Annotated in this window: 11 protein-coding genes, 1 tRNA gene and 1 riboswitch; of the genes, 9 read left to right on the forward strand and 3 right to left on the reverse strand. The window is 48.7% G+C overall.

Annotation, left to right across the window (positions count from 1 at the left end):
* Window positions 1-351 precede the first annotated feature (351 nt).
* The 6 genes from AC5JR3_RS06025 to thiC all read left to right on the forward strand — a co-directional run bounded on the left by AC5JR3_RS06025 (window position 352) and on the right by thiC (window position 10,500).
* Window positions 352-2,094: an ABC transporter ATP-binding protein gene (locus AC5JR3_RS06025; protein ID WP_495844017.1), complete on the forward strand. Its 1,743-nt coding sequence runs from the start codon at window positions 352-354 to the stop codon at window positions 2,092-2,094.
* Between the two features lie 33 nt (window positions 2,095-2,127).
* Window positions 2,128-2,718 carry a Uma2 family endonuclease gene (locus tag AC5JR3_RS06030; protein ID WP_495844018.1) on the forward strand — a complete coding sequence of 197 codons (591 nt, stop codon included), beginning with the start codon at window positions 2,128-2,130 and terminating at the stop codon, window positions 2,716-2,718.
* A gap of 196 nt (window positions 2,719-2,914) precedes the next feature.
* Entirely contained in the window at window positions 2,915-4,702 is a 1,788-nt protein-coding gene (locus tag AC5JR3_RS06035) for an ABC transporter ATP-binding protein (protein WP_495844020.1), read from the forward strand.
* A gap of 326 nt (window positions 4,703-5,028) precedes the next feature.
* A complete protein-coding gene (locus tag AC5JR3_RS06040; protein ID WP_495844022.1) occupies window positions 5,029-6,900 on the forward strand; it encodes a protein kinase domain-containing protein in 1,872 nt (623 codons plus the stop codon).
* A 277-nt stretch (window positions 6,901-7,177) separates the two neighbouring features.
* Window positions 7,178-8,503, forward strand: a complete 1,326-nt coding sequence (locus AC5JR3_RS06045; RefSeq protein WP_495844024.1) for a DnaJ domain-containing protein — start codon at window positions 7,178-7,180, stop codon at window positions 8,501-8,503.
* A 513-nt stretch (window positions 8,504-9,016) separates the two neighbouring features.
* A riboswitch (TPP riboswitch) is annotated at window positions 9,017-9,113 on the forward strand.
* A 7-nt stretch (window positions 9,114-9,120) separates the two neighbouring features.
* Window positions 9,121-10,500, forward strand: a complete 1,380-nt coding sequence (thiC, locus tag AC5JR3_RS06050; RefSeq protein WP_495844026.1) for a phosphomethylpyrimidine synthase — start codon at window positions 9,121-9,123, stop codon at window positions 10,498-10,500.
* A gap of 57 nt (window positions 10,501-10,557) precedes the next feature.
* Here thiC and pyrE read toward each other — a convergent pair whose 3' ends face one another.
* Window positions 10,558-11,166: an orotate phosphoribosyltransferase gene (pyrE, locus tag AC5JR3_RS06055; protein WP_495844028.1), complete on the reverse strand. Its 609-nt coding sequence runs from the start codon at window positions 11,164-11,166 to the stop codon at window positions 10,558-10,560.
* A 185-nt stretch (window positions 11,167-11,351) separates the two neighbouring features.
* On the opposite strand from pyrE, the gene AC5JR3_RS06060 reads away from it, so the two are divergent.
* On the forward strand, window positions 11,352-11,960 hold the full coding sequence (locus AC5JR3_RS06060) for a hypothetical protein (RefSeq protein WP_495844030.1): 609 nt from the start codon (window positions 11,352-11,354) through the stop codon (window positions 11,958-11,960).
* 41 nt (window positions 11,961-12,001) lie between these two features.
* Here the strand turns inward: AC5JR3_RS06060 and AC5JR3_RS06065 are convergent.
* Together AC5JR3_RS06065 and AC5JR3_RS06070 are read right to left on the reverse strand one after the other, a co-directional pair.
* Window positions 12,002-12,074, reverse strand: a tRNA-Ile gene (locus tag AC5JR3_RS06065).
* A 133-nt stretch (window positions 12,075-12,207) separates the two neighbouring features.
* Window positions 12,208-12,540 carry a hypothetical protein gene (locus AC5JR3_RS06070; RefSeq protein ID WP_495844032.1) on the reverse strand — a complete coding sequence of 111 codons (333 nt, stop codon included), beginning with the start codon at window positions 12,538-12,540 and terminating at the stop codon, window positions 12,208-12,210.
* Here AC5JR3_RS06070 and AC5JR3_RS06075 point away from each other — a divergent pair.
* Together AC5JR3_RS06075 and AC5JR3_RS06080 are read left to right on the forward strand one after the other, a co-directional pair.
* Entirely contained in the window at window positions 12,512-13,228 is a 717-nt protein-coding gene (locus tag AC5JR3_RS06075) for a hypothetical protein (protein ID WP_495844034.1), read from the forward strand. The two genes, AC5JR3_RS06070 and AC5JR3_RS06075, sit on opposite strands and share 29 nt — an antisense overlap.
* A 67-nt stretch (window positions 13,229-13,295) precedes the next feature.
* Window positions 13,296-14,804, forward strand: coding sequence for a hemolysin family protein (locus AC5JR3_RS06080; protein WP_495844035.1), 1,509 nt, complete (start codon window positions 13,296-13,298; stop codon window positions 14,802-14,804).
* Window positions 14,805-14,819 lie beyond the last annotated feature (15 nt).

Below are 14,819 nucleotides of genomic sequence, written 5' to 3' on the forward strand. Positions count from 1 at the left end.
CCCTCCTATTCCTCCCACGGCTAAAAGCCGATGGGTTTCCCGGAGTTTTTTATGAGTTTCATTTCAAGGGATAGCGATGAGATATAGCAAAGTCCTGAGTAATGAAGTGCTGAGTCGGTGAGTTCAAGATTCAACTAGCACGCTTCCTTGAGGAATCAGGAGTGTCCGCGCCCTATAAGGCGAGGTGCTATATGTGCATCTTCACGGCATCAGTTAGTCAGCCACGCATCAAATTGAATATTATGAGAACATCGCATCCTCACAATATTCCGCTCCGTCCCTACCGTATAGACGGATGGGGTATTCCGCGATCGCGATCAATAAGCCGACTGAAGAAGGATTTTCTCTACTATGCAAGCTCTTAAGCGCGTCCTGGTCAGTTTACAGGCTTACCGCTTCATTGTTTTGGGTGCTTTTGCGAGCTTGCTGCTGCTGACGGCGGCGAATGCGGTGACACCGCAACTCTTTCGTTGGGGTATCGACCAAGGAATTGCCCAGCAAGACCTGCAAGTCGTTTTCTACAGTGCCGTTTTGATGGTGGTGGTTGCCATTGGACGGGGTTTATTCAATTTTGGGCAGAGTTTTTGGTCAGAACAAGCTTCCCAGGAAGTGGCGTATGACTTGCGAAACAAAATATTTAATAAAATCCAAAACCTGAGTTTTAGCTACCACGATCAAGCACAAACCTCTCAACTGCTGACTCGCATCACGAGCGATGTCGAACAAATTCGCTCATTTGTGGGTACGAGCTTGATTCAGGTGGTGGGTTCTGTCGTGACATTAGTCAGCGTCGCCATAATCTTGCTGATTATGAACTGGCAATTGGCACTGATTACCTTAGTGTTAGTGCCGATTGCGGCATTACTGTTAGCGAATTTTCTTGTAAAAAATCAAGCGCTTTTTGGGCAAGTCCAAGAACAACTTGGCGACCTCAATGCCGTTTTGCAAGAGAATTTGTTCGGCGTGCGGGTGGTGAAGGCGTTTGTCCGCGAACCTGTGGAAAGGTCTCGCTACACCAAGCTCAATGATGAGTTGATGGCGGTGAACATGCAGACGATTAGTGCTATCCGCAACACCTTCCCGCTAATCTTTTTAATCAGTAACTTAATTACGGTGGTGGTCATCGGCTATGGCGGCGCACAGGTGATTGGGGGAACATTCACGATTGGCGAGTTGGTGGCATTTAACTCCTACCTGCTATTTATCCTCCAGCCGATCTTACTGATTGGCTTTGCTGCTCCGGTGATTGCTCAAGCGGCGGCTTCGGCAGAACGAGTGTATGAGGTGGTGGATGCACAGATAGAAATTCGCGATCGCCCTGATGCTGTACCCTTTGAGAAATGCGGCGGTCGGATCGCCTTTGAAAATGTCCATTTCCGCTATCCCGGCGCGTCTACAGAAGCGCTAAAAGGGATTTCCTTTGAGACAAAGCCAAAAGAATTGATCGCCATTCTGGGGATGACAGGTTCTGGGAAAAGTACGATTATTAACTTGCTCCCCCGCTTCTACGATGTGACTGAGGGAGCGATTCGCATCGATGGGCGAGATGTGCGGGATGTTCAACTGGAAAGTTTGCGATCGCGTATTGGCATCGTCTTCCAGGAAACCACCCTCTTTTCTGGCACTCTGCGCGATAACATCGCCTACGCGGTACCGGATGCGCCCATTGAACAAGTGATCGAAGTCGCCAAAACTGCCCAAATTCACGACTTCATCAGCAGTTTACCCGATGGCTATAACACGATAGTTGGGGAACGGGGAGTTGGTTTATCCGGGGGACAAAAGCAACGGATCGCGATCGCGCGGACTCTCCTCACGGACTACAAAATTCTGATTCTCGATGACAGCACCTCCGCCGTTGATGCCAAAACCGCTGCCGAGATTCAAGATGCTCTTGATCACCTCATGCAACAGCATACCTGCACCTCCTTTGTCATTGCCCAACGGATTACGACAGTCCGCAATGCTGACCGCATTTTACTAATAGACAAAGGACAATTAGTCGCCCAAGGCACCCATGAGGAACTGATGCGAAGGAGTCCTCTCTACGGCTCAATTCTAGAGTCACAAGTTAAAAAACATAGTCTTGTCTGAGTAGGAATACCTTAAATCCCAATACCTAAACTTATGAATTCCACTACTCTCAAACGTTTCTCTCTTGGAGAATACAATCGTTTAGGAGAATTAGGTTTCTTTAGTGAAGACGATCGCGTTGAGTTAATCCACGGACAAATCATTCAAATGGCAGCCAAGGGAACTGCTCATGAGGTTTGTTTAACGCGATTACTGCGGGAGTTGCCAAAACAGATAGGCGATCGCGCTACTTTACGTTGCCAGTCTCCCATTGTTTTACCCCCAGACAGCGAACCCGAACCAGATTTTACAATTGTCCAAAATCGCGCTGATGATTATCTCAATTCTCACCCTAGCCCCGAAGATGTCCTGCTGATCATTGAAATTTCAGCTTCTTCTGTGAGTTATGACCAAGAAGAAAAATTATCCCTTTATGCTGAAGCAGGGATTACTAATTATTGGATTTTTAACTTACTAGAAAATCACTTAGAAGTGAACAGCGAACCTTATCAAGGTTTACTGGGGAAATTTGGTTATAGTGTCAAACGGATTATTCTTCCTAATCAAGCGATCGCCATACCCTTTTCCCCTGATTCATCCCTCAACCTGTCTAGAATTTTTCCGATAATTACCGCAGATTCGTGAAGGTGAGATCGCCTCTTTGAGTCACGCTAGAGGGAGGTGTGTTTTCCTGCCAAAGGGGTGATGATGCTAAAAGTCGTTTGCCCAAAACTGCTATGCAACTGGAATTTGATCGAGGCGTCGGCGAAAGTATAGGCGCAAGCGATCGCCAAACTACACGCTTGTGCTTCAGTTCAAACCGTAATTGTAAGGAGCAAAGATGAGAGGTTCTAGCCCCATTGTTGCACCCGAGCAAAAAGCCAGCAGGCAACTCTCAACCCTGCAACGCTTTTTGCAGTATCTGAAACCCTATAAAAAAGAAGTCTTTATCGCCTTAACTTTAGTGGCGATCGGTGCAGCGTCGCAAGCACTAGGGCCGTTCTTAATCGGCTGGTCAATTGACAATCTAATCGTTCCTGGCAACTTACAGGGATTGATAATGATTCTAGTTGTGCTGGTAGCGGTCTACATTGGGGGAATCTTGGCAATCCGCGCCCAGATTTACCGGGTGGGTTGGATTGTGCAAAATATGCTTGCAAAACTGCGCCAAGACATTTTCCTCAAAGTCCAAAGCCTGCCAATTAGCTACTTTGACCGCAGCGAAGCCGGGGACTTGATGAGCCGACTGCTCAACGACGTGAGCGTCATCGATCAGACCTTTGGCAGAACGATCGCGCAAATGTTGGGCAACTTCTTCAGCTTGCTGGGTATTATCATCGCCATGCTTGCCATTAACCTGCGACTGGGTATATTGAGCAACTTGGTTGTGCCGTTAATGATTGTCACTACCAGCTTATTTGCTCGTTGGGCAAGGCAGCGATTTCGCCTCACCCGGCAAACCATTGGCAATCTATCGACCAAGATAGAAGAAGGCATCAGCAGCGTTCGAGAAGCACAAGCCTTTAATCGGGTATCACTAAATATTGCTGAGTTCGACGCGCTGAATGCGGCTAACCGCGACGCCAATGTCAACGCGGTGGCAATTACGGCAGCCTTTTTACCCTCAATTGATTTTCTCAACACCCTAGCAACTGGGGGCGTACTCGCTTATGGCGGCTACCTTGCCGTAACTGGCGCAGCAACGGTGGGAACAGTGACCGCCTTTTTACTCTACGTCCAGCAGTTTTTCCGACCGATCCAAATCCTCAGCCAGTTCTATACCCAGGCGCAATCAGCTTTGGCAGCGGTAGAGCGCATTTTCTGGCTCTTAGATGAACCGTCTCAACTCAACGATGCGCCCGATGCGGTGGAAATGCCTGCAATTGAGGGCGATGTACGGTTTGAGAACGTCAAATTTGGCTACAACCCGAACCAACTTGTTCTCAAAGGAGTGAATATCCACGCCAAGCCAGGGCAGATGATTGCTTTAGTCGGGCCAACGGGGGCAGGTAAAAGTACCATCATTAACTTAATTTTGCGCTTCTACGATGTCTCTGGAGGGGCGGTGAAGATTGATGGTGTTGATGTTCGCCGCGTGACTCAGGCGAGTCTGCGTCGTCAAATTGGCATTGTCCTGCAAGACAATATCTTATTTGGCGGTACCGTTGCGGAAAATATTGCCTTTGGTCGTCCGCAAGCAACCCAAGCCGAGATTGAAGCCGCTGCCCAAGTTGCCAATCTCCATGAGTTCATCACGTCTCTACCCCAAGGTTACTGCACCCTTTTAGGCGAACGTGGGGCAAGTCTTAGTCAGGGACAGCGACAGCTAATCAGCATTGCCCGTGCGGTTTTGGTGAATCCTCGCATCTTAATTTTGGACGAAGCGACGAGTAGCATTGACACGCGGACAGAGGCACTAGTTCAGGCAGCGATCGCGCGTTTACTTTCCGGTCGTACCAGCTTTGTCATCGCCCACCGCCTCAGCACCGTTACTCAAGCCGACCAAGTATTAGTCGTTCAAGAAGGTCAAATTGTCGAGCAAGGCACCCACACTGAATTGATGGCTCAACAGGGAGTATACGCCAATCTCTATTCACTACAACTGGGTGCCGCTACCCCGGTGGGATAAAAGACAGAGTCCTGAGTCGGTGAGTCCTGAGTCGGGGAGAAAGTATGAAGGATGAAGTATGAAGTATGAAACATGAAGGATGAAGTATGAAGGGTGAAGGGTGAAGGATGAATAGGGTTGGTTATTTTCTCCGCTGCTCCGCTGCTCCGCTGCTCCCCTGCTCCGCTGCTCCCCTGCTCCGCTGCTCCCCTGCTCCCCCGCTCCCCATCACCCCCGCTTCCTAATGTGCCAAGATTGAAATTTAAATCCTTAGGTGTGTCCCTCCATACTTCATCCTTCATGTTTCATACTTCATCCTTCACCCTTCATACTTCAACTGGGGATTCATGTTAGGCAAGTTACTCGACGGGCGTTATCAGGTTGTCCAAGTTTTGGGGGCTGGTGGATTTGGACAAACCTACCTAGCTCAAGACACTCGACGCCCTGGAAATCCAGTCTGCGTTGTTAAACACCTTAAGCCTGCTAGTCGCGATGCCAACTTCTTGCAAACGGCGAGACGTTTGTTTACTAGTGAGGCAGAAACCCTGGAAAAATTGGGGCATCATGACCAAATTCCCCGGTTGCTGGCTTATTTTGAGGAAGAACGGGAGTTTTACCTCGTACAGGATTACATTGACGGGCATCCCCTCAGCGTTGAATTGCCTCCTGGCAAGCGTTGGGCGGAAAACCAAGTCATTGAGCTACTGCAAAGCATTTTACCTATCCTGGAATTTGTTCACAGCCAGGGTGTCATTCACCGCGACATCAAACCCGACAATCTGATTAGACGCACTAGCGATCGCCAATTAGTCTTAGTTGACTTCGGTGCTGTTAAGCAAGTCCGGACTCCCAACATGGCGGCGGCGGCGCAAGCACAACTCAGTGCAGCTACTGTTGCTATTGGCACCCCTGGCTATATGCCAACCGAGCAAGCTCAAGGTAGACCCCGCCCTAACAGCGATCTCTACTCCTTAGGTGTCATTGCCATTCAAGCGCTCACAGGGTTGATGCCGAGTCAGTTACCGGATGACCGCCACACAGGTGAAATCCTTTGGCAGCACCTTACCAAAGTCAGTCCAGGATTAGCAGCCGTGCTAACTCGAATGGTGTGCTACCACTTCAAAGACCGCTATCAAACAGCAGCCGAAGCGCTGCAAGCCCTGCAACAGCTCAATGCTCCTTTCCCCGCGACGCAGCACCCGAATTCCCCTGAGTATCCAGGAGTGGGGTACACTAACCCGTCTGAACGCTTCCCCACACAAGCCCCACCCTCCAACTCCTACCCACCCGCGAATTCTTCTGGACAGTACACTATCCCGGCGGCATCTCCTCCCCCGCCAATAGCCCCCGCCAACTTATCACCGACTTCTCCTCAAAGCAGGCTGCCGTTTATTGTTTTTACGAGTATTGCGGCGGTTACCGTTGCCGTCATTACAATGGCTTACGCGATTCAACAGCGCCGGATCGATCAGAATTTAGCTGGCAATCCTAATAACAATTCCGGGGTAGTCACCTCAGAGGAAAGTTGCACGGTGGTCATTCCCTCACTCAATGTCCGCTCTGAACCGGGAACAAGCAATAACAATGTAATTGGCAGGGTTAGCAAAGGAACGACTCTCGCCTTAACTGGCAATCAGCAAAATGGTTGGGTAGAGATTAGTTCACCCCAAAGTGGTTGGGTGTTTAACGATAGTCAATATGTTGACTGTCCTGATTCGGTGCAAGCGGTACAACCATCCCCGCCTAAGCCCACCCCAGCTCAACCAAAGCCTGTTGATAATGGAGCGCGTACTTTAGCTACTGCTGCGGAGAAGTATCAGTCAGGAGACTTAAATGCAGCGTTGGCTGAGGCTCGATCGATTCCCTCTAGAAGTTCTGCTTACAGAGATGCTCAAGGAGCGATCGCCCGTTGGCAGAAAGAATGGTCGTTTGCAGAAACGAAATTTAGCGAATTGGAACAAGCTCTCAATCAAGGACGCTGGGATGATGTGATCGCCTATGAAACAGATACGGAGTTCCCAGAGCAACGCTACTGGCGCGGGCGGTTGAATGAGTTAATTGCGATCGCCAAGCAGCGAAAAGCAGAAGCTGAGGAGCCGGAGGAGCCAACGCCCACACCTACTTCTACAGAATCCCCATCCCCATCCCCATCACCCTCTGCTTCTCCTTCACCCATTGAAGAAGTTCCTGCTACGACAGAATCGCCACCTGCTACCTAGTACGGAGTTGCGTTCACTAGGGTAGTAGATTTAGGGTGGAGTATGAAGTAGCAGTATCTAATTAAACCTAGGACAGAACAGCGACAGCGATCGCAAAAACTAGCAACTTGTTTACAGGAACTGGGAGCCGCTGCGGGTGAGCGTTGATAAGCATCCGGTCAACATTTCCCAGTAACGTCAAAACCAGCAAGTTTTGTGTCCCGATTAGGCTATTTTTGCAACTTTTTATCTCAGCGTGTCACGCTAGTATTTAATCCTGACTTTTGCTCTCAGTAACATGTCGGAATCTTCTCGCAACTATTACGAAATTCTCGAAGTTTCCACAGACGCCACGATTGAAGAAATCAAGCATGCGTATCGGCGTCTTGCTCGCCAGTACCACCCTGACTTAAATCCAGGGAATAGGGTGGCGGCTGAACGCTTTAAGGAAATTCATGAGGCTTATGAAGCCTTATGCCATCTGATTCTCGGTTCTCATGCAGAGCAGAGGGATGATTTAGACGAGACTGGGGACAACCCCACAAAACAGAATGCTCACACCTTCTATGTTCTGGGAGTAGAAAAAGCCCTCAACCGAAACTATGAAGGAGCGATCGCTGATTACACTACAGCCATAGAGCTAAATCCTGGCTTTGTCGAAGCCTACATGAAGCGCCTCGCATCCCGCTACAAAGTCAGTGACGATCGGGGCGTGCTAGAAGACTGCAATTTGGCATTGCAAATTAATCCCAACTTAGCCGAAGCGCATTACTACCGGGGGCGATCGCGTTATCGCCTCGGCTACACTCAAGCGGCAATTGAAGCGTACAATCAGGCGATCGCCACAGAAGCCGATTATGCCCAAGCTCATTATCACCGGGGCTTAGCTCATCACGATTTAAGCGATCGCGCGGCGGCTACAGGGGATTTAAAGAAAGCCGCCGCTTTATTTCGCAAACAGGGCGATCTCGCTGGTCACAAGCTGGCACGAGATACGCTGAAAAACCTCAACCGCAAGAAATCGCCATTAAGTAAATTTTCCCAGAAATTAAAAGTTCCTACAGGGGCAAATTCTGCATTAAGTAATGCCTTGGCGGTTGCCAAACTCTTTCTTTTCAATCCCATTGAAGGATTACCCCATGCCTTCTCTCATCTCGATAAACAACAGGCGATCGCAGTGGGGATTACCTATGCCCTATTTTTCAACTTCTGCTTCGTCAGCATTATTTACCTAATTTGGCAGGATCTAATTAACAACCTGTCAATCCTTAGTCTAATTTTTGTTGGCGCTGTTCCCTTCATCAGCTTAGGACTTGCGATCGCGATCGTCAGGGGGCTTTTGCGCCATAGTGGAAATAGTTTTGCTGGCGACACCTTTCTAGCAGGCGCAGCACTTCTACCTTTGACTCTTCTTCTTCTCCTCAGCAGTCTTGTTAATTTCTTGCCCAGTAGCACCATGCCAATTCTTACCATATTTGCAGGTTGCTACACCATTTTCACCCTCTACAGTGGCTGCACTCAAATCTCCCAACTCTCAGAAAAAGCCGCCGTTTTCTGGGTGCCATTAATACTATTAGTGAGCGGTTTCTTTTCTTATTTTGCTTTTACTTCCCTACTGTTGTAGAGATAACTTAAAAAATAGACCTCCTAGAATGTATAAAACTAGCAGAAAGAACAAATAGTCTAAGTGAGACTAAAGGTTGAACTTCCAAATAAAAGCAATTAACAATAAAAACAGTAAAGGATAGAATCTAACGAGCAACAACTGTCCTTGGTTAAGAGTGAATTGAAAGCTCATAGTTTTACCTTAAGATTTAGGATGATTTTACTTTCTCAAGGGCGATCGCTATCTCAATTACTCTGCAATAAATTCATTGTTTTTTCTCTTCGATCTCGTTTAGCGATCTCCAGTAATGTCAAACCAGGAAGTGACTTGGCACTAAGATCGGCATCATGAGCAATAAAACTGCGATCGCCTCTATTTCCAACAAGACGATAAGTCGTTCAGGGAATCGCTAGTAAAACCTGATGCCTTTTGTGACATTAGGTGTTAGGCGATGAAGATTTGCTGAGTTGAGCAAAGATTTACTCATCCCATTCCATCCTGACCAAAATAATAGTGATACAATTCTCAACCATAGATAGCTAGGGGTGCCTGAGCAACCAGGCTGAGATTACACCCTGAGAACCTGAGACTGGTTAGCACCAGCGGAGGGAAGCTGTAACTAGAGGAAACACAATATGCGTTCAGAATGGATTGCTAAACGAAGAGGCGAGAGCAACGTCTCTCAAATGCACTACGCTCGGCAGGGTGTGATCACAGAAGAAATGCACTATGTCGCCCAGCGGGAAAACCTCCCGGCTGAGTTAATTCGTGATGAAGTGGCACGGGGACGGATGATTATCCCGGCTAATATCAATCACACCAACTTAGAACCAATGGCGATTGGCATTGCCTCTAAGTGCAAAGTGAATGCCAATATCGGTGCTTCTCCAAACTCTTCTAATCTGGACGAAGAAGTCGATAAGCTAAAGCTGGCTGTGAAGTATGGCGCTGATACCGTCATGGACTTGTCCACTGGCGGCGGCAATCTGGATCAGATTCGCACGGCAATTATCAACGCCTCGCCTGTTCCCATTGGTACGGTGCCAGTTTACCAAGCCTTAGAAAGCGTCCACGGCACGATTGAAAACCTCACGGCTGATGACTTTCTCCACATCATTGAGAAGCACGCACAGCAGGGGGTAGATTATCAAACTATCCACGCCGGGATATTAATTGAGCATTTGCCTTTAGTGCGCGATCGCATCACCGGGATTGTTTCTCGCGGCGGCGGCATTCTGGCACGGTGGATGTTGCATCATCACAAGCAAAATCCGCTTTATACCCACTTCCAAGACATCATCGAAATTTTCAAAAAATACGACGTCTCCTTCAGTCTGGGAGATTCCCTACGTCCCGGTTGTCAGCACGACGCCTCAGATGCCGCTCAATTAGCCGAACTCAAAACTTTAGGACAATTGACCCGCAAAGCCTGGGAACATGACGTGCAGGTGATGGTGGAAGGGCCAGGACACGTCCCAATGGATCAAATTGAGTTCAACGTCAAAAAGCAGATGGAAGAGTGCTCAGAAGCCCCCTTCTACGTGCTAGGGCCGCTAGTGACGGACATTGCTCCCGGTTATGACCACATCACCTCAGCGATTGGGGCGGCAATGGCGGGATGGTACGGCACGGCAATGCTGTGTTACGTGACTCCCAAGGAACACCTGGGACTACCGGATGCGGAAGATGTGCGGAACGGGTTAATTGCCTACAAGATTGCGGCACATGCGGCAGATATCGCACGGCATCGTCCGGGAGCACGCGATCGCGATGACGAACTTTCTCAAGCCCGTTACAACTTCGACTGGAACCGTCAGTTTGAACTCTCCCTCGACCCCGAACGCGCCCGGGAATATCACGACGAAACTCTACCCGCCGACATCTACAAAACCGCTGAGTTTTGCTCGATGTGTGGGCCGAAGTTCTGCCCAATGCAAACGAAAGTTGATGCCGATGCGTTGACGGAACTGGAGAAGTTTTTGGCGAAAGATAAAGAAGCGATCGCGCAAAGCTAACTTCTGCTTTTTGTCTGTAGTAGGGGCACGGTATACCGTGCCCTTAGTTGTTGGTGTTTACTGCTGTGCAGCAAATCGCGCTTGAATTTCCTCAATGGAAAATAAGGCTTGAAACTTCAGCCCCACTGACTGGTAAAACTCCGCACCCCCCTGTTTACGATCGATCAGGGAAATCACTTGCTCTACGCTGTAACCTGCGGCTTGCAGTCTTTCAACAGCTTTCATCGCCGATTGCCCCGTCGTGACAACATCTTCTAAAACGACGACTTTCGCACCTTCGGGCAAAGTCGGCCCCTCAATGTATGCCATCGTGCCATGCCCTTTTGCCTCTTTCCGCACAATCAGTGCTGGAATCGGTCGTTGTTCATAAGCAGAAACCACGCTAACGGCTGCCACAATCGGATCTGCACCTAAAGTTAAACCCGCTACGGCTTGCGTGTCGGCGGGTAACTGAGCCAGTAGAAGACGACCGACGGCTAAAGCTCCATAGGGATGGAGGGTAACAGGTTTGCCGTTGATGTAATAACTACTACGCTGCCCAGAAGAGAGGACAAAATCCCCCTCCTTATAAGCAAATTGGCAAAATAAATCCAGTAAGAACTGGCGTAGGGAAGTTAAATCCGTTGAAGCGTCGGGATTAAGTGTTGCTTGAATGTTGTCGATCATTACTTACGGCAAATAACGTCAGGAATGGGCAAGCGCCGAAAATTTTCCTAACAATATACTTACCTCATTTTGAGTTGTAAGCTTCCAGTGGCTCAGATCCCTGACTTCTTTAATCAGTCGGGGACATCGCCTTCACGAATGATTTAGCGCTGCTACATATCAGATATTATTGAGAAAACGTGTGGGTGAGTATTATGCAAATGCGGTTGACTATATTACTGGGTACGTTAGTTGTTGCTGCCTCGTCTAGTGTATTTGCCTCCTCGGCGATCGCGGGTGGCGGCCCTTCTAGTCCCGGCGCAGGAAGTGTTAACGCTACCCCAACTTCCCCTAATGTCCCCGTTAGTCCAAGAACTTTTGGCACTGAAGCGGCTCCTGCTACTCTCACTCCCAACGTTCCTGTCAGTCCGAGAACTCTCGGTATTGACGCACCTACTGGCACACCCAGCCGTCTCGAGACCATTCCCAATCTCTTTGAACGCGCTTTTTTTAACGAATCGGGAGACTTCTTCCGCAACCGTTCGCCTCAACGACAGGCTGAATTCATCATTGGGCCAGGTTTCCCCGATTTAGAGCTTGAGCGAGATGCCGAACTAGTTGAGGATATTTACAGAGATTTGCTAGAGCAGCAAGTGGCTAGCGATCCCGTACTGCGAACACCGGATCTACCTAATCCCTACGACACTTCGATTCGGCTACTACCTGCATCCCGCCGTTTTGTAGGTCCGAATGAGGGCTACCTCGGTCCGGTAGAAGGCAGTGAGTTTTTCTTTGAATCACCATTGCCACGTTAACGGCTGATGGTGAGCTGCGGTAAACCTGCAGGTTTTTTAAATCCAGGGTGCAGGAGTTGAACCTGCCTGGGGCGAATTATGAGTTCGCTGCCTCAACCGCTCGGCCAACCCTGGTTACTCTACCTATTGTAATCTGAGTGTGCACCCCCTGGCTCATCTCCTAATGGGTTTGAGCCTCGCCCCTCTTAAAATATGTAACGTTCAGAATGCCTGGTGTGGAGGCTTATTCCTTTGTAACTTATTCCGATTACGCCACAATCGTTGTGAATAAGATACAACTGATGTAAATTAACTTTCTGGCAGTACGTGTTAAAACAATCAAGTAATTGTTTGTGACCAATAACACAGCATGTGGCGATCGCGCTTCTGCTAATGTCCAATTGTCAGTTTTACCTTCAACCACAAGAAGGCTCCCGCCATAATAGGCTTTGGCGGCGAGATGAATGGCTCCCCCGCTATACTCGGTACTCCGAATTAGCGACGGGAGGATGTCAAAGCAGGCGTAACCTAGCCGCAAGTTGTGCAGCAACTCGGAGTAACTTGAATCACCGATGAAATTAAATTCAACTGTGGCACTCACTTTAATCCTACTGGCAATGATGTTGGGTGCCGGATTTGTAAGTGCAATGTGGGGGTTTACGCTTGGTCATGAAGCCCTCAAAGGTGTTACCCAACCAGATGTCCGTCCTACTAAAAAGTTCGCGGGTAAACAGCAAGCGTCTTCCGGTAAGGAAGGAGTTGCAATGTTGCGTGAAGAGGACATTCTCGTGAATGTCCACGCCTATATTAACGGCAAGGGCAAAGACTCTGAAGCGAAAGAGGAAACAAAGCAAAGCAGCAAGCCGGAAGCAAAAGAGGCGGTGTCGTCTAGTTCAGACGCATTCAACACGCAAGCCTCCTTTACCAGTACAAGCTCTAATATCCAGCTCCCGATACAAAGCGAAGATCGAGGCGTCTCCCTAGCCGTTACCTCGGCTAGCCAAGAAGGCGGCTCGTTGCTGCTAAAAGTGAGATTGAAGAACGAAGGGAGTGATGCAGTTCGCTTTCTTTATAGCTTCTTAAACGTCACCGATGACCAAGGACGTGCATTAAGTGCGATTACCGAGGGTTTGCCAGGAGAAGTTCCAGCTAATGGAGAAGAGTTTTCTGGTACAGTGAGTATTCCGACCGCTTTGCTAGAGGATGCCCAAAAGCTTTCTCTGACCCTGACAGATTATCCCGATCAAAAACTTCGGTTGAACATGTCTGAGATTCCTGTAGCGAGGTAAACCAACGGCAAGGTAAAAGTCACAATTTTTTGCTTGCTCCATGCCTTTTGCCTAAGTTGCGCTTTTTATGGTTTCCGACCCTTTGGTTTTCTTAGCGGTGAGGACGGCAATTAATCTCACTAGTCGAGACATTTTGTTGCGATTGTTATCAATCTTCCTCTTGATAGCAATCAATGCTTTTTTTGTCACCGCCGAGTTTTCCATCGTGTCGGTGCGGCGATCGCGAATTAATCAGCTTGTCGATGCGGGGGACATCCAAGCAAAGACAGTTCAGTCACTGCAACGCAGTATCGACCGACTGCTGTCAACTACACAGATCGGGATTACGCTTTCTAGTCTAGCCCTCGGCTGGATTAGTGAAAATACGATGGCGGTTCTAGTGGCGTCCTACTTGATGAAGTTGCCGCTCTCCTTAGAGTGGAGTCAGCGCCTTTCCCACTCCTTAGCCATTCCCCTTACTTTTTTTCTGATCGCCTATCTCCAAATTGTTTTAGGTGAACTTTGTCCAAAATCAGTTGCCCTGATTTATTCAGAAGATCTAGCGCGGTTTTTAGGGCCCTCCATCGGCGTAATTGCCCGCGTGTTTACTCCCTTCATCTGGATTTTGAATCAATCTACTCAGTGTCTCTTGCGGCTGGGGGGTATCCAGTACAGCGGGCAAGGCTGGTATAACCGTGTTACTCCAGAAGAGTTGCAGTTAATTATCACCACAGAACGAGAATCCACTGGACTAGAAGCGGAAGAACGGGAACTTCTCAATAACATTTTTGAGTTTGGGGAGGTTTCGGCAGGGGAAGTAATGGTACCCCGTACTAGTATTGCCGCGATTCCCCGCACTGCCACATTCCAGATCCTCTTAGAAGAAATTGCTGAAACTGGGCACTCTCGCTATCCCGTTATGGGGGAATCCCTTGATGATGTTCGGGGCATTATCTACTTTAAAGAGCTAGCTGAACCCCTTGCCAAAGGACAAATCACCCCGGAAACATCAATCGAGTCCTGGATTCGTCCGGCTCGGTTTGTCCAAGAATTCACGCCCCTCAGCGAACTGCTACCGCTAATGCAGCGATCGCATTTAGCAATGGTAATGGTGGTTGATGAGTTCGGCGGTACAGCCGGGTTAGTCAGCCTTAAAGATTTGGTTGCCGAAATTATCGGTGAAAATCCCGAACCCGAAAGTACAGAAGAGTTACCTGTCCAAATCCTGGACGAGCAAACCTTCCTCGTGCAGGCGCAAATGGACTTGGAAGAAGTCAACGAACTGTTGGACTTAAATTTGCCGATAACTGACGAATATCAAACGCTAGGCGGCTTTTTGCTCTACCAGTTTCAAAAAGTCCCGACCCAAGACGAAACCCTGCGATATGACGACCTAGACTTGACTGTGGTGTCAGTGGAAGGCCCCCGTCTGCAAAAAATCCGCATTCATCGCCACGATATAACCCCTCCTGACGAGGCAAATAGCACTTTTCCCCTGGAATCAGACTCCCTGGATACAACAGTCGCCAAGGTGACTGCCTTAAACAGCGAATTTAACAAAGATGGTGATACCTCCGTTGAAGACTCAGATAATTAAACTAGTCTCACCCCA

This window comes from Kastovskya adunca, assembly GCF_059505785.1.

Coding starts and splice junctions, on each gene's coding strand:
- AC5JR3_RS06035 (WP_495844020.1), top strand. CDS start 2,915: ATGAGAGGTTCTAGCCCCATTGTTGCACCCGAGCAAAAAGCCAGCAGG.
- AC5JR3_RS06040 (WP_495844022.1), top strand. CDS start 5,029: ATGTTAGGCAAGTTACTCGACGGGCGTTATCAGGTTGTCCAAGTTTTG.
- pyrE (WP_495844028.1), bottom strand. CDS start 11,166: ATGATCGACAACATTCAAGCAACACTTAATCCCGACGCTTCAACGGAT.
- AC5JR3_RS06045 (WP_495844024.1), top strand. CDS start 7,178: ATGTCGGAATCTTCTCGCAACTATTACGAAATTCTCGAAGTTTCCACA.
- thiC (WP_495844026.1), top strand. CDS start 9,121: ATGCGTTCAGAATGGATTGCTAAACGAAGAGGCGAGAGCAACGTCTCT.
- AC5JR3_RS06030 (WP_495844018.1), top strand. CDS start 2,128: ATGAATTCCACTACTCTCAAACGTTTCTCTCTTGGAGAATACAATCGT.
- AC5JR3_RS06025 (WP_495844017.1), top strand. CDS start 352: ATGCAAGCTCTTAAGCGCGTCCTGGTCAGTTTACAGGCTTACCGCTTC.
- AC5JR3_RS06080 (WP_495844035.1), top strand. CDS start 13,296: ATGGTTTCCGACCCTTTGGTTTTCTTAGCGGTGAGGACGGCAATTAAT.
- AC5JR3_RS06075 (WP_495844034.1), top strand. CDS start 12,512: ATGAAATTAAATTCAACTGTGGCACTCACTTTAATCCTACTGGCAATG.